The organism is Pseudomonas sp. TE3910, from assembly GCF_056279025.1.
Window position 1 is genome coordinate 2,379,174 of record NZ_JBWBQN010000001.1, and the last position, 24,680, is coordinate 2,403,853.

The window sequence follows — 24,680 nt, forward strand, 5'->3', positions numbered from 1 at the left end:
GCCTTCCCCGTTGCCGGGATTCTGTTTGCCATGCCTATTTCCTTTCGCGCCATGCGCTTGGGCCTGATGCTGTTCCTGATGCTCACAGGCATGCTCTTGAGCACGGCGTGGGCCTGGCAGCATGCCCAGCGCCAGGCCTTGCTGGAGGATGCCTCCAGGGCGAGCCAGCAACTGGGCCTGTACGCCAACTCGCTACACACCCTGATCGAACGCTACCGTGCCTTGCCCGCGGTGCTGGCCCTCGACCCGGAACTGATCGCAGCCCTCAGTGGCCCGGTCACAGCCCAGGTTCAGGAGGCGCTCAACCACAAGCTGGAGCGTATCAACGGCGCGGCCAATTCCTCGACCCTGGAACTGCTGGACCACACGGGCCTGGCCGTCGCCGCCAGCAACTGGCGTTTGCCCAGCACTTACGTTGGGCAGAACTATGCGTTCCGGCCCTACTTCAAACAGACCATGAACCAGGGCAGTGGGCGTTTCTATGCCGTAGGGGTCACCAGCGGCATCCCTGGCTACTTCCTCTCCAGTGCGGTCAAGGACAGTAACGGGCGCTTTCTCGGGGCAATGGTGGTCAAACTGGAGTTTCCGGAGCTGGAGCGGGAATGGCGCCAGGGCAACGATATCCTGCTGGTCAGTGATGCCCGCGGCATTATCTTCATCGCTAACCAGGACGGCTGGCGCTACCGCGAACTGCAACCGCTTGGCGCCGAAGACCGCAAGGAGCTGGAGCAAACCCGGCAATACGACAAACAGCCGCTGGTACCCCTGAAACATCATCCACTGAACCGCTTTGATGACAACAGCCAACTGGTCAGTGTCCAGGGGCCAGCAGGCACCAGGGACTACCTGTGGGAAAGCCTGCCGCTGGGCACTGAAGGCTGGACACTGCACCTGTTGCGCTCGCCCCAGGTGACTGAAGACGGGCGCAACGCAGCCCTGGCGGCTGCCGCGTTATGGCTAAGCCTGTTCTTTGCGCTGCTGTTCATCAGCCAGCGCCTGCGCATGGCACGCCTGCGCCAACGTAGCCGCCAGGAGCTGGAGCGTTTGGTCGAAGCCCGCACCCGCGACCTGCGTACCGCTCAGGAAGGCTTGGTGCAGTCCGCCAAACTGGCCGCCCTGGGGCAGATGTCAGCCGCCCTGGCCCATGAGATCAACCAGCCGCTGACCACCCAGCGCATGCAACTGGCCACCCTGCGCCTGCTCCTCGACAATGAACGCCTCGACGAAGCCCGTAAGGCACTGGAACCGCTGGAACAGATGCTGACCCGCATGGCAGCCCTGACTGGGCACTTGAAAACGTTCGCCCGCAACAGCCCCAGCGGCCTGCGCGAACGCCTGGACCTGGCCACGGTGGTGGATCAGGCCATGCAGTTGCTCGATCCGCGTATCCGCGCCGAGGGCGTCAGTACGGCGCTGTACCTGGCCCGACCAGCCTGGGTGCGTGGCGATGCGATCCGCCTTGAACAGGTGCTGATCAACCTGCTGCGCAATGCCCTCGACGCCATGCTCGACAAGCCCTACAAACGCCTGGAAGTGCGCATTGAGGTCGACCAGCACGATTGGAAACTGAGCGTACTGGACAGCGGTGGCGGTATTGCCGATGAACACTTGGCCAACGTTTTCGACCCGTTCTTCACCACCAAACCTGTAGGTGAAGGGCTTGGCCTGGGTCTTGCTATCTCCTACGGTATCGTCCATGAAATCGGTGGTCGCCTGCAGGTCGAAAACCTGCCGGGTGGCGCCCGCTTCACCCTGACCTTGCCCAGCGATACGGAGCCAGCATGTTGAATTCGGTGATCGTCGTTGATGACGAAGCCAGCATCCTTACTGCGGTGGAGCAGTGGCTGACGCTGTCGGGCTTCAGCGTTCAGTTACACAACCGTGCCGAGGCGTGCCTGGCGCAATTACCCGAGCACTTCCCCGGTGTGGTGGTGAGCGATGTGCGCATGCCCGGCATGGATGGCCTGCAACTGCTGGAACAGCTGCAAGCACGCGATGCCGACCTGCCGGTGATCCTGCTGACCGGCCATGGCGATGTGCCGATGGCCGTACAGGCCATGCGCAAGGGGGCCTACGACTTTCTGGAAAAACCGTTCAGCCCCGAAGACCTGCTCAGCAGCCTGCGCCGCGCCCTGGAAAAACGCCAATTGGTGCTGGAAAACCGCTCGCTACATGAGCAGGCCGACCTCAAGGCGCGGCTGGAGTCCACGTTGCTTGGCATGTCCCAAGGCATGCAGCAGTTACGCCGTCAGGTACTGGAGCTCGCCGCGCTACCGGTCAATGTCCTGATACGTGGCGAAACCGGTAGCGGCAAGGAGCAGGTTGCCCGTTGCCTGCATGATTTCGGCCCGCGTGCGAACAAACCTTTTGTCGCGCTTAACTGCGCGGCGATCCCCGAGCAGTTGTTTGAAGCTGAGCTGTTCGGCCACGAAAGCGGTGCCTTCACCGGCGCTCAGGGCAAACGTATTGGCAAGCTGGAATACGCCAACGGCGGCACGGTGTTCCTCGACGAAATCGAGAGCATGCCCTTGGCTCAACAGGCCAAGCTGCTGCGCGTCTTGCAGGAACAGAAGCTCGAACGCCTAGGGGCCAACCAGAGCATCGCCATCGACCTGCGGATCATTGCCGCGACCAAACCCGATCTGCTTGAAGAGGCCCGCGCCGGGCGCTTTCGTGAAGACCTTGCCTACCGTTTGAACGTCGCCGAACTGCACTTGGCGCCGTTGCGCGAGCGCCGCGAAGACATCCCGTTGCTGTTCCAGCATTTCGCCCGTACCGCTGCCGAACGACTGGCCCGCACCCCACCCGTTTTAAGCGGCGCACAACTGGGCAACCTGCTCAGCCACGATTGGCCAGGCAACGTACGCGAACTGGCTAACGCTGCTGAGCGCCACGTTCTGGGCCTGACACCCCCTCAAACGCTGGCGGTAGAAAGCGGGCAGTCGCTGACTGCGCAGACAGAAGCCTTTGAGGCCCAATGCCTGCGTGCGGCACTCACCCGCAACAAGGGCGATATCAAGGCGGTGCTCGAAGAGCTGCAACTGCCCCGGCGCACCCTCAACGAAAAGATGCAGCGCCACGGCCTGCAGCGTGAAGACTTTCTCGACCGGCCCTGAGCCAATAAGCGGATTCTTGCCGATCACCCCCTGACCGATAAGCGAATTTCCGCTCACCAGAGAGGCTAAACCCTTCTAGAACGGGCCTCCGGCATCTGGCACAGCTCCTGCTATGGCACAGGCAAGCTGCGTTTCGACGCGCTCCACAAAAACAACGAGAAGGATCCATCATGGATAATTCAAGCACCCTGTCTGTCGGGGCGGCCATCGCGCCTGCCGCAGAAAAAAACACTGCCAGCCGGCTCAAGTCGATCTTCAGTGGCTCCATCGGCAACATGGTCGAATGGTACGACTGGTACGTCTACGCCGCATTCTCGCTGTATTTCGCCAAGGCCTTCTTCCCTGCAGGCGACTCCACCGCACAACTGCTCAACACCGCCGCGATCTTCGCCGTGGGCTTCCTGATGCGCCCTATCGGCGGCTGGCTGATGGGCCTGTACGCCGACCGCAAGGGACGCAAGGCTGCACTGATGGCCTCGGTGCTGTTGATGTGTGCCGGCTCGCTGCTCATCGCCCTGACTCCCGGCTATGAAACCATCGGGGTTGCAGCCCCTGTATTGCTGGTGATCGCCCGCTTGATGCAGGGCCTGTCCGTGGGCGGCGAATACGGTACTTCGGCTACCTACCTCAGCGAGATGGCCAGCAAGGAACGCCGTGGTTTCTTCTCCAGCTTCCAGTACGTGACGCTGATCTCCGGCCAGCTCATCGCCCTGGCTGTGTTGATCGTCCTGCAACAGACACTGACCACCGAAGAGCTCTACGCCTGGGGCTGGCGCGTACCGTTCGTGATCGGCGCGCTGTGTGCAGTGGTTGCGCTGTACCTGCGCCGTGGCATGGAAGAGACCAGCTCGTTCACCAAGAAGGAGAAGTCCAAGGAAAGCCTGATGCGCACACTGATACGTCATCCAAAGGAGCTGATGACGGTAGTTGGCCTGACCATGGGCGGTACCCTGGCCTTCTACACCTACACCACCTACATGCAGAAGTACCTGGTAAACACGGTGGGCATGACCATCAGCGACTCGACCACCATTTCAGCGGCCACAATGTTCCTGTTCATGTGCCTGCAGCCAGTGATCGGCGGCCTGTCCGACAAGATTGGCCGTCGTCCGATCCTGATTGCCTTTGGTGTTTTGGGAACACTGTTCACCGTACCGATCCTCAGCACCCTGCACACCATCCAGACCTGGTGGGGTGCGTTCTTCCTGATCATGGCTGCACTGATCATCGTCAGTGGCTACACCTCGATCAACGCCGTGGTCAAAGCCGAGCTGTTCCCTACCGAGATCCGCGCCCTGGGCGTTGGCCTGCCCTATGCACTGACCGTGTCGATTTTCGGCGGTACCGCCGAATACGTGGCACTGTGGTTCAAGAGCAATGGCATGGAAGCCGGCTTTTACTGGTACGTCACCGCCTGCATCGCCTGTTCGCTGCTGGTGTATGTATTCATGAAGGACACCCGCCAGCACTCACGAATCGTCACCGACTGATACAGCGGTCTTTGTGGGATGCAGGCTTGCCTGCGATGGCGTCGGCGCAGGGATCAGCGCCAGAACACAAAAAAGGGGGGCCAGCAATGGCCCCCTTTTTTGTGTTCAGTGCCTCACGAAAGTTCGGCGGAGACTTGGCGTTGCTCACGTCCCTGGTAGTACGAGGCTGCGATAATCAGCACCAACAGCACACCGCCCAGCACCAGCGATGAACCAACGGTGCCAAAATCCAGCCCGCCCTTTTCGTGCGGCTTGGTCAGGAAGTCGCCCAAGGTGGCGCCGAATGGCCGAGTCAGCACAAACGCCACCCAGAACAGCAACACACCCGACAACCGCGTCCAGTACCTCGCCAACACCACCACGCCAATGGCCGAACCGATCAGCAACGCACCACCGGCAAAGCCCAGGCCGGAGTCGTCGGCCAGGTAGTCGCCCAACGCGGTACCCAAGGTGTTGGAGAACAGAATCGCGGCCCAGTAGAACAGCTCGCCGCGCCGCGTTTGAACATGGCTCACATCGAGCGAGTCACCGCTGAAGCGCCAGGCAACAAAAATCGCCGCCAGAACGCCGATCAGGATCATCGAACCACTCGCATAGCCCAAGCCCAGTGTGCGGTCCATGAAGTCGGACATCGTCGTACCGGCGGTACTGGTCGACAGAATCACCAACCAGTACAGCACCGGGCTGTAGGTACGGGAAAACAGCTGGGTAACCAGGGTCGCCAGGAAAATACTGATCAGAATGACCGAACTGAGGGCATAGCCAACGTTCAGGGTCATCGAAAGCAAGTCACCGGCGGTTTCGCCCAAGGTGGTTGCACAGATCTTCATGACCCAGAACGCCAGGGTTATCTGAGGAAGTTTATTCACGCGTTCACCGCTCCAGGAAAAAGTGCGGCAAGGCTGCGTAAAGACGGATGAAAAACCAGTCGAGCAGAGATGAAAAATTCGTTGGTTTTTTTGTTTCGCCATATGTATCGAATTAACTGATTTATACGCGTTATTTTTTGCGCTTTTTTATCAATTTAACGAGCGTAACATTGAACCCATAGCAACACACAACCCCTCACTACCCCGGAGCAACCACCATGAAAAGCAAACTGATCCTGACCCTCGCCTTCTCGGTTCTGGCTGCAAACGCATTCGCTGAAGATGGCTTTGAACGTACCCATGCTCACAGCTTTACCAACGAGCACAGCCAATCAGCCGGCTATGTCGAAGACGGTTTTGATCGGACGGGGGCTGGCAAATTTGCTGAAGACGGCTTTGACCGCACCGGCGCTGGCAAATTTGCCGAAGACGGTTTCGACCGCACCGGCGCTGCCAAGTTTGCCGAAGATGGTTTCGACCGCACTGGCGCTGCCAAGTTTGCCGCAGATGGTTTCGACCGCACCCAGGCCCACCGCTTCAGCTAATACAACGGCAACGACATGCTCAACGCCCGGCTTCGGCCGGGCTTGGTCGTTTTCAACGACGATGGACCTTGGCACACTAGCAGGCCGTAAAATTGCTAGCAGACCCTCGATGTACTACTACGAACCCGCAAAAGGCCATGGCCTGCCCCACGATCCTTTCAACGCCATCGTCGGCCCACGACCGATTGGCTGGATCTCTAGCCAGGACGCAGAAGGTCGCCTGAACCTCGCGCCGTACAGCTTTTTCAACGCGTTCAATTACATCCCACCGATCATCGGCTTCTGCAGCGTCGGGCGCAAAGACAGCCTGAACAACATCGAGCAGACCGGCGAGTTCGCCTGGAACCTGGCTACCCGTCCCTTGGCCGAAGCCATGAACCAGAGCTGCGCAGCAGTGGCGTCGCACGTCGATGAGTTCGCCTTGAGCGGGCTGACACCCGCCGCTTCGAAGGTGATCGCCGTACCGCGCGTGCAGGAAAGCCCGGTGTCGTTCGAATGCAAGGTGACGCAGATCGTCCAGCTGCAACGTGCCGACCAGGCACTGGTACCGAGCTGGCTGATTCTGGGTGAAGTGGTGGCCGTGCATATCGCCGAGCATCTGCTCAAAGAGGGTATCTACGACACGGCGGCCGCCGAGCCGATCCTTCGTGGTGGCGGCCCGGCGGACTACTTTGAACTGGGCAACCTGTTCAAGATGACCCGTCCGCAGGTGTGAGTTACCAGCGCAGTTCGGCGTCCTCGCTGACCCCGACCAAGCGCTCTAGTTCGCCACACGCGGCGACGTCAGCTTCGTGAGCGGTCTTGAAGGTCTGGCCTGGCAGCACTTTGTGGAAGCGTGGTGCACCACCGGCGCCCAGACCTTTTACCGCGATGGCGGCACTGTAACCGCCCTCTCCCGGAACCACGGCCGAAACGGCCTCGTACTGTGCAAACTCTCTGCGTGCCATGGAGTTGAAACCTGCCTCGGTGACTGGAAAGCCAGCATTCTAACCTGTGTGCGCCTCGCCGAATGTCTGTACGTCGAGGCTGTCGAGTAGCTGCGCCTGAAGCAAGTCACCGAACAGCATCAAGGTTGGTGAGGCGAAATAGTCCGCCATCGCAGCCGAATTGCACCAGGAGCCACTGAGCAGCCAAAGCTGCGTATCGCTGGTAGAGCGTTGCAGGCTGAAGCTCAGGCAACCGGGTGCCTGTCGAGAAGGCTCAAGCAACTGCTGCAGGCGTTCGCCCAGCTCTGCCGAACGCCCGGAACTGGCACGAACGAACGCAAGATGGCTGACCGGTTGCGGTGAAGTCATGGGCGGTTCTCCTGAAAGCGGCCAGAGGGGGAAATTGCCAGGTTGCACAGCGTAGAACCGCAGACACGCGTGGCGATAGGCAATTCCTGCCGATGACTTGCCTGATTCTGCACCGGGTCATTGCCAGCGAAAGCCCAGCCTGACGCGAGGCCTCGCCCATGCCGATGGATTTCAGGCAAGCACTCAGCACCATCGTGCCCTCAAGAGAGACTGCTCACGCAGGATCAGGCAAGAACCCGGCAGCATCGGACTAGCGTCACCACTTGCACAAACCTATGCTTTATCCGGTCACCTCTGGAAGCTGTCGCATGTCATCCGAAGCCCCCGCCGCCCTTCAACTGGAACCTGCTTTCGAGCAGCAACGACTGGAACTGGCCGACCTGATCAAGCGACACACGGCCAGCCAGATTGGCGTTGCATCGGCCATCGACGACCTGTACCTGGTGCGCTATGAAGAGCGGGTGCGCTCGATGCCTACACTGGCGCAACCAGCGCTGTGCATCATGGCCCATGGCAGCAAGGAAGTCCGATTGGGCGATGAGTGCTACACCTACGATCCACTGCACTACATGGTCGTGTCGGTGGCCCTGCCGATCAGTGGTGTACTGCTGGATGCGAGCCCTGAAAACCCGACACTTGGCGTGCGCCTGGATATCGACCCGGCTGAAATCCATAGCCTGATTGCCGAAGCCGGCCCAATGAGCGTGCCATCCCCACGCTCAGGGCGCGGTCTGTTTATCGAACGCATCGACAGCGAGCTGCTCGATGCCTTGCTGCGCCTGGTCCGCCTGCTCGACACCCCCAGAGACATTGCCGTACTGGCACCGCTGGTACGCCGCGAGATTCTGTACCGGCTACTGCGCGGGCAGCAGGGTTACCGGCTTTACGAGATCGCCATGGCCAACAGCCAGACACACCGTGTCTGTCAGGCCGTTCAATGGCTGAACGAGCATTTCCACCACCCGTTGCGCATTGACGAACTGGCCCGGGAGGTGAACCTCAGCACGTCGACGCTGCACCACCGCTTCAAGGCCGTGACCTCGATGAGCCCCCTGCAGTACCAAAAACAACTGCGCCTGCAGGAGGCCAGGCGGTTGATGCTCAACGATGGGCTGGAGGCTTCGGTGGCGGCCTATCGCGTCGGCTATGAGAGCCCGTCACAGTTCAGCCGCGAGTACAGCCGCCTGTACGGGGCACCGCCGCTACGAGACCTGGCCCGGCTACGCAGCGCCTTATAGGTCGCCCTTGCCGGCGCCCACGGTGAAACGCTGGCGAGAATGGGCTGGTTTCTCTACCTCGTCGAGCATGGCAATGGCGTAGTCGGCAAAGGTGATCCAGCTCCTGCCGTCAGCACCAATCAGCAAGTGATCCTTGCCCAGCGTATACACCCCGGTACGCGCGCCTTCAACAAACTCGGCCGAGGGTGAAAGGAAGGTCCAGTCCAGTTCGTGCTCCTGGCGCAAGGTGTCCAGGTAATGGCCGCCTGCTGTAGCCTCAGCCTTATAGGCTTCCGGGAAGTCCGGGCTGTCGATCACTTTGTGCCCGGATGGCAGCAGCAGGCTACCGGCGCCTCCGACGACCAGCAGACGCTTGACCCCGGCCCGCTTCACCGGCTCGATGATCGCCTGCGGCTTGATCCCGGAGAAATGTGCCGCACTGAGCACCACGTCATGGCCGACCAGGGCCTGCTCTAGCGCGGCAGCATCAGTGACATCCAGCTGACGTGTGGTCACGCCCGAGCGTCCGGCCAGGGAGGCCGTATTGCGGGCAATGGCCGTGACGCTGTGACCACGGCGCAAGGCTTCTTCCAACAACTGGCTACCAGCACGGCCAGTAGCACCGATAATTGCGATCTTGCTCATGGAAACCTCCGATCTGAGTTGTACTGAAGTCATCAATGAGGAACAGCTTAGTTGCATGATCCGTCGCAAAAAATGCGATCCTTGGACATAGTTTGTTTCTGAAATCGGGCAAATCATGGACCGTCTGACTGCAATGCGGGTGTTTGTGACCGTGGTTGACCTCGGCAGCCAATCGGCTGCCGCCGACCACCTGGAGCTTTCACGCCCGGTCGTTTCGCGCTACTTGGCAGAGCTCGAGGACTGGGTCGGTGCACGGCTGATGCAACGCACTACGCGCAAACTGAGCCTGACCGCAGCCGGCAACGAAACGCTGCCGCGCTGCCGACAAATGCTGGAAATGGCCGGCGACCTGCAAGCGGCGGTCAGGCGGCCGGATGATGCGCCACACGGTGAACTGCGCATCAGTGTCAGCACCTCGTTCGCTCATGCGCAGTTGGTCGAAGCTGTCGCCGACTATGTGAAGCGCTATCCAGACGTGAAGGTCGACCTGCAGATGCTCGACCGCACCGTCAACCTGGTGGATGAACGCATTGATCTGGCGATCCGGACCAGCAATGACCTTGATCCCAACCTGATTGCACGGCGCCTGACGGTCTGTCGCTCAGTGATCTGCGCGTCACCCGCGTACCTGCGCGAGCACCCGGCACCACAACGGGTCGAGGACCTGGCCCGGCACAACTGCCTGACCCACTCCTACTTCGGCCACAGCCTCTGGCATTTCGAGGTTCACGGCGAGGCCGTCTCGGTTCCGGTGCAAGGCTCTATCAGCGCCAATGAGGCACTGACGCTGCAACGGGCTACCTTGGCCGGGGCCGGTATCGCAATGCTGCCAACCTACCTGGCGGCCGAGTCGCTGCGCAGCAAAGCGCTGATCCGGTTGCTGCCGGATGCCAAGCCACGCGAGCTGAATCTGAATGCGGTGTACACCTCACGCAAGCATATGCCCGCGACCTTGCGCAGCATGCTCGACTTTCTCGCGGAGCGCTTCAACGCCGAACCGGCATGGGACATCGGCCTTTAGCTCGTTACGCCTCTGGCGGATTAGAAAAGTCGACGCACGCAGGTAAACTGGCCACTCACTTTTCTCCAAGGTTTGTCCGTGAACGCTCCTTTGCCCCCAACCGTCCTGCGTAGCGTATTGGTCGCCCTGATGCTGGCAATTTTCCTTGGCGCACTGGACCAGACCATCGTCGCCGTGTCGATGCCAGCCATTTCGACCCAGTTCAACAATGTCAGCCTGTTGGCCTGGGTGATATCCGGTTACATGGTGGCGATGACTGTGGCCGTGCCGATCTACGGCAAACTGGGCGATCTGTATGGGCGTCGGCGGATGATTCTGTTCGGAATCGGCCTGTTTACCCTGGCCTCGGTATTCTGTGCCCTGTCGCAGAGTATGGAGCAACTGGTAGTCGCCAGGGTACTGCAGGGCATCGGTGCTGGCGGGATGATCTCGGTCAGCCAGGCAATCATTGGCGACATCATTGCACCGCGCGACCGTGGTCGCTATCAGGGCTATTTCAGCAGTATGTATGCCTTGGCCAGCGTCACTGGGCCCGTGTTTGGTGGTTACCTCACCGAATACCTGTCCTGGCATTGGGTGTTCTGGTTGAACCTGCCTCTGGGGCTGCTAGCCTGGTGGATCGCTCGACGCACCTTGCGCGTGCTGGTCATCCCTCAGCGGGCGGCGGTGATCGATTACCTGGGTAGCGTGCTGCTGGTGGCCGGGCTCGGCACCCTGCTGATGGCCATTACCCTGATCGGCCAAGGCTACGCCTGGAACAGCCAGGAAATGCTCGGTTTACTGAGTACTGCCGTGGTCGGGCTGGTGCTGTTCGTGGCCCACCAGCGGCGAACACCCGAGCCCTTGTTGCCATTGAAGCTGTTCAGCAATCGCACAGCAGTACTGTGCTGGTGCACTATTTTCATGACCAGTTTCCAGGCCATTTCGCTGTCTATGCTGATGCCCCTGCGCTTTCAAAGCATCACGGGTGCGGGTGCCGATAGCGCAGCGCTTTACCTGATGCCGCTGGCCATCGGTCTGCCCATCGGGGCCTACACGGGCGGGCGGCTGACTGCCCGCAGCGGTCGCTTCAAGCCGCAGATCCTGACCGGTGCGCTGTGCATGCCGCTGGCAATCATCGGTATGGCGTTGACCCCGCCAGACGCATGGCTGACCAGTGCGACCTTCATGCTGCTGACTGGCATTGCCTCAGGCCTTCAGTTTCCAACCTCGCTGGTCGCCGCGCAGAGTTCTGTTGAACCACGTGATATTGGCGTCGCCACCAGCACCACCAACCTGTTCCGCGCACTCGGCGGCGCAATTGGTGTGGCCAGCATGTCAGCGCTACTGCTGGCAATGCTGGGGCATACAGGCCCGATTCAGCCTGGCATGAGTGAACACGGCCTTACCAGCAACATCCTGCTCGACAGCCTGAACACCGTGGATGGCCAAGCATTGCATGCCTTGCGCAGTGCATTGAGCCTGACCTTCCGCGACGTCCTGCTGGGCAGCGCCTTGATCTCGCTGCTTGGCCTGGGTGCCGCTCTCAGGCTGCCCAATCAACAACTGCGTGGGCGCACTTAGGCGCCCCGGCGTTGAACCCAGGCTACCGCCAGCCCGCTGACGCAGATGATGGTAATGCCAACCACACCGAACAGGTCCGGCGTGTGGTTGAAGACCAGGTAGCCAAACATCCCGGCAAACAGGATCTGCCCATAACTGAACGGCGCCAGCATCGCTGGAGCGGCATGCCGAAATGCCTGGGTCAGCAACATGTGGCCCAGCATGCCGCAGGTCCCAAGGCCAATCATGAAAAGGCCGTGGGTCAGGGTAGGCACCGTCCAGAAAAACGGCACCAGTGCGGTCATGATCAGGCTGTTGAGAATACCGGTGAGAAAGTTACTGGTGGTTGGGCTATCAAAGCCGCTGAGCTTGCGCGTCAGCAACTGGTAGCCACCGAAACAGAGCGCCGAACACAACGGCAGGATAATCGCCGGGGTGAACAGCGCGCCCCCCGGGCGCACCACAATCAACACCCCGACAAAACCACCAAGCACCGCCAGCCACTGGCTGCGACTGACCTTCTCGCCCAGCAGCGGCACCGACAGTGCCGTCACCAGCAAGGGGGCCAGGAAGTTGACCGCCGTGGCTTCGGCCAGTGGGATGTAACGCAGGCCAGTGGTGAAGAACAGGCTGGTACCAATCAGACACAAGGCCCGTGCCAGTTGCAACCCCGGGCGCCGAGTACGCACCACCGCCGAAAACCCCGCACGCGGCACAAAAACCGCAAGCATCAGCAGTGTATGCACCACATAACGCGCCCAAACCACCATCACAATGGCATAGAAACCAGACAGGTATTTGGACAAGGCGTCATGGCTGGCAAACAACAGCACCGCCAGGCAGATCAAGGCAATACCTTTGAGCGGCCGTTCGGCACCACCAAGCTTCGGGTTCAGGGCTCTCATGGTAGGACTCGATGAAAAATAATTAATTAGCCTGCTAACTACCAGAGCGCAGACACTCCGTGAGAACGGAACCTGTCGACGTCACCTGAACGAGGCCTTGGGCACAACTGGACCTTGGAAACAAATAGACGCAGTTACTCACAATCCTTCACAAACTCTTATTTGCGCAAGGCTGGGCTCAAGCGCAGCATATCAAGGCCGGTGTCCACCCACAGTTCGGCATCCTTGAACAAGTCGAAGCTCTCGGGTAACAGCAGCCAGCGTTTGATGATGCCGTCTATGTAAGCATGTATTGCAATGGCGGCTCGCTCTGGGTCTACATTGGCGGGGAGTTGACCTCGCCTTATGGCATTGGCCAACGACAACGTGATGTGTGCATGGCAGTCAATGGTCGAGTTCTGGCGCTGCTGGCGAATGTCACACATGTCATCGGTGAACTCACACTTGTGATGCAGGATTTCATTGATGCGCCGCGTCTTAGGGTCGAGTACCAAGTGCTGCATGAGTTGAATGAGCAGTTTGCGCATGCACCCCAACGGGTCGGCTTCCTCCTCGCTCTCACTCGCCCTTGCCAGCTCATCAAGCGGTTCGCGCAAAGTATCGAGCATGGCCTGAACCAGCTCGGCCTTGTTGTTGAAATGCCAGTAAATGGCCCCCCGGGTCACCCCTGCCAGCTCTGCAATATCGGCCAGGGTGGTGCGCGCCACCCCGCGTTTGTAGAAGGCTTTCTCCGCAGCCTCGAGAATCTGGCTACGGGTTTCCTGGGCTTCCTCTTTGGTTCGACGGACCATGGCAGTACAACCTCATCAAGGGGCCGGGCGCGCCGTGGGCGCTCGGGTTCGGTGCCGGGCAAGTGTCTACTGAGCCAGTTCCCGGGGGTTAATTCAGGCCTCGCTGCAGTCGGGTAGACCGAACGAGAGGTGTTTACAAACAGCCGTGAATGTAAGTATATTCGTTAGTAAGCTACTTATCCACTCGACGCCATTTTTTCTCTCATTCAATTTCCACTACTCTTGAGCGTCTTCAGCTCTCAGCGACCCGAGGATCTCCATGCACTTCAAACCAGCTGTTACTGCTCTGGTTTCCGCCGTCGCCCTGGCAACACTGCTCAGCGGCTGTAAGAAGGAAGCGGCGGCGCCTGTCGCACAGGCCCCCCAGGTGGGTGTAGTCACCCTTCAACCTCAAGCCTATACCCTGACCACGGAACTGCCGGGACGTACCACCGCGTACCGGGTCGCAGAAGTTCGCCCCCAGGTTAACGGCATCATTCTCAAGCGTCTTTTCACTGAAGGCAGCGAGGTCAAGCTCGGCCAGCAGCTGTACCAGATTGACCCATCGGTGTATGAGTCGACCCTGGCCAGTGCCCAGGCCAACCTGCAATCAACCCGTGCGCTGGCTGAGCGCTACAAGCAGTTGGTTGCCGAACAGGCTGTGAGCCGTCAGGAATACGACGACGCGCAAGCCAAACGTTTGCAGGCTGAGGCCACCCTAAAAAGCGCCCAGATCGACCTGCGCTACACCAAGGTACTGGCACCGATCTCCGGCCGCATTGGCCGCTCGTCAGTCACCGAAGGTGCGCTGGTGAACAATGGCCAGGCCGATGCCATGGCCGTCATCCAGCAGCTCGATCCGATCTATGTTGACGTCACCCAGTCCTCGGTCGAGCTGCTCACGCTGCGCCGCGAACTGGAAAGCGGTCAGTTGGAAAAGGTCGGCAGCAATGCCGCCAAGGTTCAACTGACCCTTGAAGATGGCAGCAGCTATGCCCATGCCGGGCGCCTGGAGTTCTCCGAAGTCTCGGTCGACCCCACCACCGGCTCGGTGACACTGCGCGCGGTGTTCCCTAACCCTGACCACAACCTGCTGCCAGGCATGTTCGTGCATGCCCAGCTCAAGGCGGGCGTCAAGAACGCAGCGATCCTGGCTCCGCAACAGGGCGTGACCCGCGACCTGAAAGGTGCTCCAACCGCATTGGTCGTCAATCAGGACAACAAGGTCGAACTTCGCCAGCTCAAGGCGAACCGTACCGTCGGCAACCAGTGGCTGATCGAGGAAGGCCTGAACCCGGGCGACCGCCTGATCACCGAAGGCCTGCAGTTCGTCAAACCGGGCATCGAGGTCAAGGCACGCGAAGCCACCAACGTCCAGTCGGCCCAGCCAGCCAAGCCAGCCCAGGCCAATGCAGCGACTGCAGAGGCCAAAGGGGAGTAAACCATGTCGAGATTCTTTATCGATCGCCCGATCTTCGCTTGGGTGATCGCCTTGGTGATCATGCTGGTCGGCGCACTGTCGATCCTCAAGTTGCCAATCAACCAGTATCCAAGCATCGCTCCACCGGCCATTGCCATCGCCGTGACCTACCCAGGTGCTTCGGCGCAGACGGTGCAGGACACCGTGGTCCAGGTGATCGAGCAGCAGCTCAACGGGATCGACAACCTGCGTTATGTGTCCTCGGAAAGTAACTCCGATGGCAGCATGACCATCACGGCGACCTTCGAGCAGGGTACCAACCCCGATACCGCGCAGGTCCAGGTGCAGAACAAACTGAACCTGGCCACCCCGCTGCTGCCGCAAGAAGTGCAGCAACAGGGTATCCGCGTTACCAAGGCAGTGAAAAACTTCCTCATGGTAATCGGCCTGGTGTCTGAAGACGGCAGCATGAGCAAGGACGACCTGGCCAACTACATCGTCTCGAACATGCAGGACCCGATCTCGCGTACCGCCGGTGTCGGTGACTTCCAGGTGTTCGGTGCCCAGTACGCGATGCGTATCTGGCTCGACCCGGCCAAGCTGAACAATTTCCAGCTGACCCCGGTGGATGTGAAGACGGCGGTTGCCGCGCAGAACGTCCAGATATCCTCCGGCCAGCTCGGCGGTCTGCCCGCCCTGCCCGGCCAGCAACTGAACGCAACCATCATCGGCAAGACCCGCCTGCAAACCGCCGAGCAGTTCGAGAAGATTCTGTTGAAGGTCAACCGCGACGGCTCGCAGGTACGCCTGGGTGATGTCGCCAAGATCGGTCTGGGCGGCGAAAACTACGCGGTCAGTGCCCAATTCAACGGCAAACCGGCTTCGGGCCTGGCGATCAAGCTGGCAACCGGCGCCAACGCGCTGGATACCGCCAGGGCGCTGCGCAAGACCATCAGCGAACTGGAGCCGTTCTTCCCGCAAGGCATGAAGGCGGTATTCCCGTATGACACCACGCCAGTGGTCACCGAATCGATCAGCGGGGTTATCCACACCCTGATCGAAGCCATCGTGCTGGTGTTCCTGGTGATGTACCTGTTCCTGCAAAACTTCCGCGCCACGGTCATCACCACCATGACCGTACCGGTGGTGTTGCTGGGTACCTTCGGCATTCTCGCGGCCGCCGGTTTCAGCATCAACACCCTGACCATGTTCGGCATGGTGCTGGCCATCGGCTTGCTGGTGGACGATGCCATCGTTGTGGTGGAAAACGTCGAGCGGGTGATGTCCGAAGAGGGCCTGTCACCCAAAGAAGCAACCAAGAAATCCATGGGCCAGATCCAGGGCGCCCTGGTCGGTATCGCCCTGGTGCTGTCGGCAGTACTGTTGCCCATGGCGTTCTTTGGCGGCTCCACCGGGGTGATCTACAAACAGTTCTCCATCACCATCGTCTCGGCCATGGCCTTGTCGGTACTGGTAGCGCTGATCTTCACCCCGGCACTGTGTGCGACCATGCTCAAGGCGGTGCCAAAAGGTGAGCATCACGTTGCCAAACGTGGCTTCTTTGGCTGGTTCAACCGCAACTTCGACCGCAGCGTACGCAGCTACGAGCGCGGCGTGGGCAGCATGCTGCGGCACAAGGCCCCCTACCTGTTGGCCTACCTGATCATCGTCGTCGGTATGGTCTGGCTGTTCACCCGCATTCCAACGGCGTTCCTGCCAGAGGAAGACCAGGGTGTACTCTTCGCCCAGGTGCAGACACCTGCAGGCTCCAGCGCCGAGCGTACACAGGTGGTCATCGACCAGATGCGCAGCTATTTGCTGGAGCAGGAGTCGGATACCGTCAGTTCGGTGTTTACCGTCAACGGCTTCAACTTTGCCGGTCGTGGTCAGAGCTCGGGCCTGGCCTTCATCATGCTCAAGCCATGGGACCAGCGCTCTGCTGAAAACAGCGTATTCAACCTGGCCAAACGTGCTCAACAGCATTTCTTCACCTTCCGTGATGCCATGGTGTTCGCGTTCGCCCCTCCCGCTGTACTGGAACTGGGCAACGCCACCGGCTTCGATGTGTTCCTCCAGGACCGCGCCGGTGTCGGCCACGCCAAGCTGATGGAAGCCCGTAACCAGTTCCTCGGTATGGCCGCGCAAAGCAAGGTACTGACTGCAGTACGACCGAACGGCCTGAACGATGAACCGCAGTACCAACTGACCATCGACGACGAACGCGCCAGTGCCCTGGGTGTGACCATCGCCGAGATCAACAGCACACTGTCGATTGCCTTGGGTGCCAGCTACGTCAACGACTTCATCGACCGCGGTCGGGTCAAGAAGGTCTATATCCAGGGTGAGCCCGGCTCACGGATGAACCCGGAAGACCTGCAGAAGTGGTATGTGCGCAACTCGATCGGTGAAATGGTGCCGTTCTCCTCCTTCGCCAAAGGCCAGTGGATCTATGGCGCACCGAAGCTGTCGCGCTACAACGGTGTTGAAGCCATGGAGATCCTGGGTGCGCCGGCCCCGGGCTACAGTACCGGTGAAGCAATGGCTGAAGTCGAGCGCCTGGCAGCGCAACTGCCCGCCGGTATCGGCTATTCATGGACCGGTCTATCCTACGAGGAGCGGTTGTCCGGCTCGCAAGCCCCAGCCCTGTACGCGCTGTCGCTGCTGATGGTGTTCCTCTGCCTGGCAGCACTGTATGAAAGCTGGTCGATCCCGATTGCCGTCATGCTGGTCGTGCCGCTGGGGATCATCGGTGCGCTGGCTGCCACCAGCCTGCGCGGTCTGTCCAACGACGTGTACTTCCAGGTCGGTCTGCTGACCACCATCGGGCTTGCTGCAAAGAACGCGATCCTGATTGTCGAGTTCGCCAAAGAGCTGCATGAGCAGGGTCGCAGCCTGATCGACGCCGCAGTGGAAGCCTGCCGGATGCGTCTGCGCCCGATCATCATGACGTCGCTGGCGTTCATTCTCGGCGTGGTACCTCTGGCTATCTCAAGCGGTGCGGGCTCGGGCAGCCAGCATGCTATCGGTACCGGCGTTATCGGCGGGATGCTGACCGCCACGGTACTGGCCATTTTCTGGGTACCACTGTTCTTCGTCAGTGTGTCGTCGCTGTTCGCCAGCAAGAAGCCTAAAGCCGACGCCACCCCCGAAACTCCACGCTATGAGGCTGGGCAATGAGTAAGTCCCTGTTGTCCCTGGCGGTCACCGCTTTCATTCTTGGCGGCTGCTCGCTGATTCCCGATTACCAGACGCCCGAGTCGCCAGCGGCGGCTCAGTGGCCGCAAGGCCCGGCCTACTCGCCAACCGAGTCGGCCGAGGTCGCGGCAGCCGAGCAAGGCTGGCGTCAGTTCTTCCATGACCCGGCACTGCAGCAGCTGATTCAGACGGCGCTGGTCAACAACCGCGACCTGCGGGTTGCGGCATTGAACATCGACGCCTACCGGGCGCAGTACCGCATTCAGCGCGCCGACCTGTTCCCGGCCGTTTCGGCCAATGGCAGTGGTAGCCGTCAGCGTGTACCCGGCGATGTCTCCAGTACCGGCGAAGCAACGATCAACAGCCAGTACTCTGCCACACTCGGCGTCAGTGCCTATGAGCTGGACCTGTTTGGCCGTGTCCGCAGCCTCAGCGAACAGGCACTGGAAACCTACCTGTCCAGCGAGCAAGCACGCCGTTCGACACAGATCAGCCTGGTGGCCAGCGTGGCCAACGCCTACCTGACCTGGCAAGCAGACCAGGCCCTGCTCAAGCTGACCGAGGAAACCCTCAAGACCTACGAGGAAAGCTACCAGCTGACCAAACGTAGCAATGAAGTCGGCGTGTCGTCGGCACTGGACCTGAGCCAGGCGCGCACGTCGGTGGAGGGTGCCAGGGTGAAGTTGGCCCAGTACCAACGCCTGGTTGCACAAGACCTGAACAGCCTGACCGTGCTGCTCGGCACCAGCGTGCCGGCCAACCTCCCGGCCAGCCAGGAACTCAATGCCGACCTGCTTAGCGAAGTACCGGCAGGCCTGCCTTCCGAGCTGCTGCAACGCCGTCCGGACATCCAGGAAGCCGAGCACCTGCTCAAGGCCGCCAACGCCAACATCGGCGCGGCACGGGCTGCGTTCTTCCCAAGCATCAGCCTGACGGCCAACGCCGGTACCCTCAGCCCAGACATGGGCGGCCTGTTCAAGGGGGGCTCTGGCACCTGGCTGTTCCAGCCCCAGATCAACCTGCCGATCTTCAACGCGGGTAGTCTGCGTGCCAGCCTGGATTACTCGAAAATCCAGAAAGACATCAACGTCGCCAAGTACGAGAAAACAATCCAGACCGCGTTCCAGGAAGTCTCCGATGGCCTGGCAGCACGCCAGACCTTCAAAGAGCAGCTGCAAGCCCAGCGTGACCTGGTCGCTGCCAACCAGGACTACTACCGTCTGGCCGAGCGTCGCTACCGTATCGGGATCGACAGCAACCTGACCTTCCTCGATGCCCAGCGCTCGCTGTTCAGCAGCCAGCAGGCGCTGATCGCCGACCGCCTGTTGCAACTGGTCAGCGAGGTCAACCTGTACAAGGCACTCGGTGGCGGCTGGCATGAACAAACCGTTCAGGATCAGCAGGCGTCAGCGCAGGCTTCGAAGAACTGATTGCGTCGGCAGCAATCTGCTGCCTTGCCTGGGCTCATGACCCAGGCAAGCCACTCGTTGAAAACCACCCTCGCGGTGGTTTTTTTTGCCCCCACGAAAAAACGCTACCTGGCCTGCTTACCCTGGCAGCACCGATGCCTGCACGGCCATCGCAGCCACGTGAATGCCGCAAAAAATTATGTACCACCTAGTTAGTGTTCGTTTATCGCACAGTACCGTTTGCAACGAATTGATTCACCCCCACCGCTCGCAGCACCATCCTCTCGCCGCTTTGAAACACTGATCATTCAGCTCAGCACCTCGATCCGTGACGGCTGAACGTTACGGTTGAAGGCCTCGGCCCAATAAAAACAAGAGACACCACAATGAATACCTTCCAACCCGCACGACACGTGTTTTCCGGCTTGTTGATGACCACCTGCGCGCTGCCTGCACTGGCCAGCGAAGGCGGTTTTGTCGAAGATGCCAAAGCCACGCTCAACCTGCGCAACTTCTACATCAATCGCAACTTCGTCGACCCGGCAAACAAACAAGGCAAGGCTGAGGAATGGACCCAAAGTTTCATCCTTGATGCCAAGTCCGGCTTCACCCAGGGGACCGTCGGCTTCGGCGTCGATGTACTGGGCTTGTACTCGGTCAAACTGGACGGCGGTAAAGGCACCGCAGGCACTCAATTGCTACCGGTTCATGATGACGGCCGCCCAGCCGACAACTTCGGTCGCCTGGGCGTGGCATTGAAAGCGAAGGTGTCCAAGACCGAGCTGAAAGTCGGCGAATGGATGCCGGTGCTGCCGATTCTACGTTCGGACGATGGCCGCTCGTTGCCGCAAACCTTCCGCGGTGGCCAGATCACCTCTCAGGAGATTACCGGCCTTACGCTCTATGGTGGCCAGTTCCGTGGCAACAGCCCACGCAATGACGCCAGCATGGAAGACATGTACATGAACGGCAAGCCAGCCTTCACTTCCGACCGCTTCAACTTTGCCGGCGGCGAATACAGCTTCAACGAAAAGCGAACATTGATCGGCCTGTGGAATGCCGAACTCAAGGACATCTACAACCAGCAGTACATCAACCTTGTTCACAGCCAGCCACTGGGCAACTGGACCCTGGGTGCCAACCTTGGTTACTTCATCGGCAAGGAAGACGGCGCTGAACGGGCCGGCAAGCTGGATAACAAGACCGCGTCAGCCCTGTTGTCGGCACGCTACGGCAGCAACACCTTCTATGTCGGTCTGCAGGACGTCAGTGGCGATAGCGCCTGGATGCGGGTCAACGGCACCAGCGGCGGCACCCTGGCCAACGACAGCTACAACTCCAGCTTCGACAACGCCAAGGAACGCTCCTGGCAATTGCGCCATGATTTCAACTTCGCCAGCCTCGGTGTACCCGGGTTGACCTTGATGAACCGCTACATCAGCGGCGACAACGTGCAAACCAGCAGTGTCGACAATGGCAAGGAATGGGCACGAGAATCGGAGCTGGCCTATGTCATCCAATCCGGCGCCTTCAAAGACCTCTCGTTCAAATGGCGTAACTCGACCATGCGCCGGGACTTCAACACCAACTCCTTCGACGAGAACCGCCTGATCGTCAGCTACCCGATCGGTATTCTGTAAGCACCGCAACGTCTAGCCTGTCGAGATTCCGCCCCGGTTCGCCAGCTGTTTGAGGCGAACCGGGGCGAGAACCTTGATCCCGTTAAATCCCCGCACGCCGCTCCCCTTCCCCCTGTAGCACGCTATCCTGCACAGAAATGCGCAACCGCTCACACCTGTGGCCTTGAATCGGCTGCATACGCCAGGTATGACGGTTATTCATTTGACGCTCGACGGGAGGAACAACAATGAAAAACCTCGCCACATACCTCAGTCAATACGCTGCGTATCACCGTGATCCACGCAACATCGCCACGCATTTCATTGGTATCCCGCTGATTGTTGTTGCAGTGACGGTACTGCTGTCGCGCCCGGGCCTGTCGCTGATGGGGATGTGGCTGTCACCTGCACTGCTCGTGGCCTCTGCTTCGGCCTGGTTTTACCTGCGACTGGACACACACTTTGGCCTGGTGATGGGCGCACTGCTCGGTCTGTGCCTATGGGCTGGCGAGCGGCTGGCAGCACAAAGCACTGCCGTCTGGTTTAGCGCAGGATTGGGGCTGTTCGTGGCGGGCTGGGCCATCCAGTTCGTCGGACATTATTACGAAAGGCGCAAACCGGCGTTTGTCGATGACATCAGCGGGCTGATCATCGGACCGCTGTTCATCGTCGCAGAAGCGGCTTTCATGCTTGGGCTGCGGCCCGACCTGAAAGCGGCTGTGGAAGGCAGCGCCGGGCCGGTGACCAGGCGTTAGAAGGACATGGTGCTGTAAAGGCCAGCGCCTGCAACAGACGCGGGAACGTCTATGTGCAGGCGCCGTTTTTTCAGGTCGTCGAGGTCACTCGCGCGACTCAACCCCCAGCTCATCCCACACTGACTCTGCCAGGTGGAAGGTGGCATTGGCCGCTGGAATCCCGCAATAGATAGCGCTCTGCATCAGCACTTCCTTGATTTCGTCGCGGGTGACGCCATTATTGGCCGCCGCCCGCAAATGCAGCTTCAGCTCGTCATTACGGTTCATGCCGATCAACATCGCAATGGTGATCAGGCTACGGGTATGCCGCGGCAAACCCGGACGGGTCCAGATATCGCCCCAGGCATGACGGGTGATCATTTCCTGGAACTCGCTATTGAAGGCCGTCAGGTTGTTCAGGCTGCGATCGACGTGTGCGTCGCCCAGCACGGCACGACGGACCTTCATACCTTCTTCGTAACGCTGTTTCTCGTCCACACCTAACTCCTCAACGGGCCAACAGAAAGTCAATGACGCAACGACTGAACGGTTCGCCCACTTCAACGTTGGACAGGTGCGCAGCATGGAACTCAGCGTATTCGGCACCCTTCACCTTGTCCCGGATAAACAGGCCACCAGACGGTGGAGTCACCGCGTCGGCGCTGCCGGAAATCACCAGCATAGGGACCTTGATCTCGCCCAATTGGTCGCGGAAATCGGCATCGCGCACCGCAGCGCAGTTGGCCGCGTAGCCCTGCGGCGAGGTGGCCGCGAGCATGTCGGTGATGCGTTTGGCCTGATCAGGGTGGGACGCCGCGTAGGCCGGGGTGAACCAACGCTCAATGGACGCGTCACGCAGGCCAACCATGGCGGCCTGACCATCACGCAGCACGGTTTCGATCCGTGGGTTCCAAACCTCTGGCGTAGCAATCTTGGCCGCCGTGTTGCACACGATCAATCGGTTCAGACGATGGCCGGCATTTATACCCAGCCATTGGCCGATCAGGCCGCCCATGGACAGGCCACAGAAATGTGCACGCTCGATCTGCAGGGCATCGAGCAAGGCCAACACGTCCCGCCCCAGTTGTTCAATGCTGTAGGGGCCCTCGGTCACCAACGACTGGCCATGACCACGGGTGTCGTAACGCAATACGCGAAAGTGCGCGGTAAGCGCTGGCAGTTGGGTGTCCCACATGTGCAGGTTGGTGCCCAGCGAGTTGGACAACACCAGTACCGGCGCCCCTTCCGGGCCATCGAGTTGATAGTTCAGTACGCCATCGGCAAGTTGTACGCTAGCCACAAAAGTCTCCTTCAGGCACTCAGTCGGGTATGTTCAGCCACTGCACGCTCAACCCAGGCACGCGCCTGGCCGAGGTAGTGTGCAGGGTCCAGCAGACGATCGAGCTCGTCTGCCGACAGTTCGGCGCTCACCTGCGGATCGTCGCCGAGCACCGCGCGCAGGTGGCGTTGTTCAGCCACTGCACGCTTGCAGCAGCTCTCCAGCAGGTGGTGGGCATGGTCACGCCCCAAGCGTTGCGCCAGCACGATACTCACCGCCTCAGCCAAGACCAGGCCTTGGGTAAGCTCCAGATTGCGACGCATCCGTTCGGCATCGACCTCCAGGCCATCGGCCAGAATCTGCGCCTGACGCAAGGCACCGGACACCAGGCAGCAGATCTCCGGCAGTGTTTCCCATTCGGCATGCCACAGGCCCAGGCTGCGCTCATGCTCCTGAGGCATCGCGCTGAACAAGGTCGATAACAAGCCTGGCACGCGCGTCGCGGCACCGATCAAAACTGCGGCTCCCACCGGATTGCGCTTGTGCGGCATGGTCGAGGAGCCGCCCTTGCCCGGAGCAGAAGGCTCAAACACTTCGGCCGCTTCGGTTTGCATCAACAGGCTGACATCCCGGCCCAACTTGCCCAGGGTGCCGGCGATCAACGCAAGCACGGAAGCAAACTCCACCAGGCGATCCCGTTGAGTGTGCCAGGGCTGCTCGGGCAGGCTCAGGTGCAACTGCTCAGCCAGAGCGTCGGCAACCCGTAAACCCTGTTCCCCCAAGGCAGCCAAGGTGCCAGAAGCCCCACCGAACTGCAGGCAGAAGACTCGAGGCTTGAGTTCCTGCAATCGTTGACGGTGCCGCGTCAGGGCACCCAAGGTGCCGGCGATTTTCATTCCCAGCGTCACCGGGGTGGCATGTTGCAGCCAGGTGCGTCCGGCCAGTGGCGTATCGGCATGGGCCAGGGCTTGGCGTGCTAGCGCCTCGCACAGCTGTGCGAGGTCTGCTTCGATCAGGCCCAGCGCATCACGCAGTTGCAGCACCAGGCCGGTGTCCATCGCGTCCTGGCTGGTAGCGCCGAGGTGAACGAAACGCTCGGCTTGTGGCACGTCACTGGCTATCACCTTGCCCAATGCCTTTACCAATGGAATTGCCGAGTTACCGGCCACGGCGATGGCTTCAGCCAAGGCGCCGAAATCGTAATGATCGGCCTGGCAGGCCGCTTCTATGGGCGCTACCGCCTCCTGCGGGATAACACCGACAGCGGCTTCGGCACGGGCCAGCGCGGCTTCAAAATCAAGCATGCCCTGCACTCGACCACGGTCGGAAAATACCTCACGCATGGCAGGTGCTGTGAAATAGGCATCGAACAATTGGTTGCCCGGTCGTTGAGTCATGGCAGGTCCTTCAACAAAACGCACCGCCAAGGGTACGCCAGTAGATCAATGATCGTTATGCAAACAGGCCGCCTGATTCGGCAGACGCGGGCTGAGTAGTGAGCAACTGCACAATGTAGCGAACAGAAGTCATGGCTACTTACTCTTGGAGGGTTATGAAAGTCTAGACAGGCTTGGCAACACCCTAGCTCCACATAACAATCACCCCATCA

At 60.2% G+C, this 24,680-nt stretch carries 22 protein-coding genes; 13 read left to right on the top strand and 9 right to left on the bottom strand.

What is annotated here, in order from left to right; all coding sequences use genetic code 11:
- Window positions 1-30: 30 nt before the first annotated feature.
- The 3 genes from ACZ9H3_RS10765 to ACZ9H3_RS10775 all read left to right on the top strand — a co-directional run bounded on the left by ACZ9H3_RS10765 (window position 31) and on the right by ACZ9H3_RS10775 (window position 4,606).
- Entirely contained in the window at window positions 31-1,788 is a 1,758-nt protein-coding gene (locus tag ACZ9H3_RS10765) for a sensor histidine kinase (protein ID WP_099775662.1), read from the top strand.
- Window positions 1,782-3,116, top strand: a complete 1,335-nt coding sequence (locus ACZ9H3_RS10770; protein WP_099775663.1) for a sigma-54-dependent transcriptional regulator — start codon at window positions 1,782-1,784, stop codon at window positions 3,114-3,116. The genes ACZ9H3_RS10765 and ACZ9H3_RS10770 overlap by 7 nt, the downstream gene beginning before the upstream one ends.
- A gap of 170 nt (window positions 3,117-3,286) precedes the next feature.
- Window positions 3,287-4,606 carry an MFS transporter gene (locus ACZ9H3_RS10775; protein WP_065758685.1) on the top strand — a complete coding sequence of 440 codons (1,320 nt, stop codon included), beginning with the start codon at window positions 3,287-3,289 and terminating at the stop codon, window positions 4,604-4,606.
- Between the two features lie 113 nt (window positions 4,607-4,719).
- Here ACZ9H3_RS10775 and ACZ9H3_RS10780 read toward each other — a convergent pair whose 3' ends face one another.
- Window positions 4,720-5,475, bottom strand: a complete 756-nt coding sequence (locus ACZ9H3_RS10780; RefSeq protein ID WP_476220718.1) for a COG4705 family protein — start codon at window positions 5,473-5,475, stop codon at window positions 4,720-4,722.
- Window positions 5,476-5,693: 218 nt separating this feature from the next.
- Here ACZ9H3_RS10780 and ACZ9H3_RS10785 point away from each other — a divergent pair, with 218 nt between their 5' ends.
- Complete coding sequence (locus tag ACZ9H3_RS10785) at window positions 5,694-6,020, top strand: hypothetical protein (protein WP_476220720.1); 327 nt, start codon at window positions 5,694-5,696, stop codon at window positions 6,018-6,020.
- A 109-nt stretch (window positions 6,021-6,129) separates the two neighbouring features.
- Window positions 6,130-6,735 (top strand): flavin reductase family protein, encoded by a 606-nt coding sequence (locus ACZ9H3_RS10790; protein WP_099775666.1) that lies wholly within the window; start codon window positions 6,130-6,132, stop codon window positions 6,733-6,735.
- Window position 6,736: 1 nt separating this feature from the next.
- Here ACZ9H3_RS10790 and ACZ9H3_RS10795 read toward each other — a convergent pair whose 3' ends face one another.
- Together ACZ9H3_RS10795 and ACZ9H3_RS10800 are read right to left on the bottom strand one after the other, a co-directional pair.
- Entirely contained in the window at window positions 6,737-6,967 is a 231-nt protein-coding gene (locus tag ACZ9H3_RS10795; protein WP_099775667.1) for a hypothetical protein, read from the bottom strand.
- A 39-nt stretch (window positions 6,968-7,006) separates the two neighbouring features.
- On the bottom strand, window positions 7,007-7,315 hold the full coding sequence (locus ACZ9H3_RS10800; protein WP_454240080.1) for an antibiotic biosynthesis monooxygenase family protein: 309 nt from the start codon (window positions 7,313-7,315) through the stop codon (window positions 7,007-7,009).
- A gap of 308 nt (window positions 7,316-7,623) precedes the next feature.
- Here ACZ9H3_RS10800 and ACZ9H3_RS10805 point away from each other — a divergent pair, with 308 nt between their 5' ends.
- Window positions 7,624-8,553, top strand: a complete 930-nt coding sequence (locus ACZ9H3_RS10805) for an AraC family transcriptional regulator (RefSeq protein ID WP_476220723.1) — start codon at window positions 7,624-7,626, stop codon at window positions 8,551-8,553.
- On the opposite strand, the gene ACZ9H3_RS10810 is transcribed toward ACZ9H3_RS10805, so the two are convergent.
- Complete coding sequence (locus ACZ9H3_RS10810) at window positions 8,548-9,177, bottom strand: NAD(P)-dependent oxidoreductase (RefSeq protein ID WP_065758691.1); 630 nt, start codon at window positions 9,175-9,177, stop codon at window positions 8,548-8,550. The genes ACZ9H3_RS10805 and ACZ9H3_RS10810 overlap by 6 nt on opposite strands.
- A gap of 115 nt (window positions 9,178-9,292) precedes the next feature.
- Between ACZ9H3_RS10810 and ACZ9H3_RS10815 the strand changes: the two genes are divergently transcribed.
- Both ACZ9H3_RS10815 and ACZ9H3_RS10820 read left to right on the top strand, forming a co-directional pair.
- Window positions 9,293-10,198: a LysR family transcriptional regulator gene (locus ACZ9H3_RS10815; protein ID WP_476220725.1), complete on the top strand. Its 906-nt coding sequence runs from the start codon at window positions 9,293-9,295 to the stop codon at window positions 10,196-10,198.
- A 72-nt stretch (window positions 10,199-10,270) separates the two neighbouring features.
- Entirely contained in the window at window positions 10,271-11,761 is a 1,491-nt protein-coding gene (locus ACZ9H3_RS10820) for an MDR family MFS transporter (protein ID WP_476220727.1), read from the top strand.
- Here ACZ9H3_RS10820 and ACZ9H3_RS10825 read toward each other — a convergent pair.
- Together ACZ9H3_RS10825 and ACZ9H3_RS10830 are read right to left on the bottom strand one after the other, a co-directional pair.
- Complete coding sequence (locus ACZ9H3_RS10825) at window positions 11,758-12,645, bottom strand: DMT family transporter (RefSeq protein WP_065758694.1); 888 nt, start codon at window positions 12,643-12,645, stop codon at window positions 11,758-11,760. The two genes, ACZ9H3_RS10820 and ACZ9H3_RS10825, sit on opposite strands and share 4 nt — an antisense overlap.
- A 158-nt stretch (window positions 12,646-12,803) precedes the next feature.
- The gene (locus ACZ9H3_RS10830) at window positions 12,804-13,436 is read right to left on the bottom strand and encodes a TetR family transcriptional regulator (RefSeq protein ID WP_065758695.1); all 633 of its coding nucleotides are present in this window, start codon (window positions 13,434-13,436) and stop codon (window positions 12,804-12,806) included.
- 259 nt (window positions 13,437-13,695) lie between these two features.
- Between ACZ9H3_RS10830 and ACZ9H3_RS10835 the strand changes: the two genes are divergently transcribed.
- The 5 genes from ACZ9H3_RS10835 to ACZ9H3_RS10855 all read left to right on the top strand — a co-directional run bounded on the left by ACZ9H3_RS10835 (window position 13,696) and on the right by ACZ9H3_RS10855 (window position 21,813).
- The gene (locus ACZ9H3_RS10835) at window positions 13,696-14,856 is read left to right on the top strand and encodes an efflux RND transporter periplasmic adaptor subunit (RefSeq protein ID WP_065758696.1); all 1,161 of its coding nucleotides are present in this window, start codon (window positions 13,696-13,698) and stop codon (window positions 14,854-14,856) included.
- A 3-nt stretch (window positions 14,857-14,859) separates the two neighbouring features.
- Window positions 14,860-18,012: an efflux RND transporter permease subunit gene (locus ACZ9H3_RS10840; RefSeq protein WP_099775672.1), complete on the top strand. Its 3,153-nt coding sequence runs from the start codon at window positions 14,860-14,862 to the stop codon at window positions 18,010-18,012.
- On the top strand, window positions 18,009-19,460 hold the full coding sequence (locus ACZ9H3_RS10845) for an AdeC/AdeK/OprM family multidrug efflux complex outer membrane factor (RefSeq protein WP_099775673.1): 1,452 nt from the start codon (window positions 18,009-18,011) through the stop codon (window positions 19,458-19,460). Before ACZ9H3_RS10840 ends, ACZ9H3_RS10845 begins: the two co-directional genes overlap by 4 nt.
- Before the next feature lie 365 nt (window positions 19,461-19,825).
- Window positions 19,826-21,079, top strand: coding sequence for an OprD family porin (locus tag ACZ9H3_RS10850; protein ID WP_065758699.1), 1,254 nt, complete (start codon window positions 19,826-19,828; stop codon window positions 21,077-21,079).
- Window positions 21,080-21,306: 227 nt separating this feature from the next.
- On the top strand, window positions 21,307-21,813 hold the full coding sequence (locus tag ACZ9H3_RS10855; RefSeq protein WP_099775674.1) for an Mpo1 family 2-hydroxy fatty acid dioxygenase: 507 nt from the start codon (window positions 21,307-21,309) through the stop codon (window positions 21,811-21,813).
- A gap of 84 nt (window positions 21,814-21,897) precedes the next feature.
- On the opposite strand, the gene pcaC is transcribed toward ACZ9H3_RS10855, so the two are convergent.
- Genes pcaC through ACZ9H3_RS10870 form a run of 3 tightly spaced genes read right to left on the bottom strand, consistent with a single transcriptional unit; the run spans window position 21,898 to window position 24,468 of the window.
- The gene (gene pcaC, locus ACZ9H3_RS10860) at window positions 21,898-22,290 is read right to left on the bottom strand and encodes a 4-carboxymuconolactone decarboxylase (protein ID WP_065758701.1); all 393 of its coding nucleotides are present in this window, start codon (window positions 22,288-22,290) and stop codon (window positions 21,898-21,900) included.
- Between the two features lie 10 nt (window positions 22,291-22,300).
- Window positions 22,301-23,092, bottom strand: coding sequence for a 3-oxoadipate enol-lactonase (pcaD, locus tag ACZ9H3_RS10865; RefSeq protein WP_454240088.1), 792 nt, complete (start codon window positions 23,090-23,092; stop codon window positions 22,301-22,303).
- 11 nt (window positions 23,093-23,103) lie between these two features.
- Window positions 23,104-24,468, bottom strand: a complete 1,365-nt coding sequence (locus ACZ9H3_RS10870; protein ID WP_330523196.1) for a 3-carboxy-cis,cis-muconate cycloisomerase — start codon at window positions 24,466-24,468, stop codon at window positions 23,104-23,106.
- Window positions 24,469-24,680 lie beyond the last annotated feature (212 nt).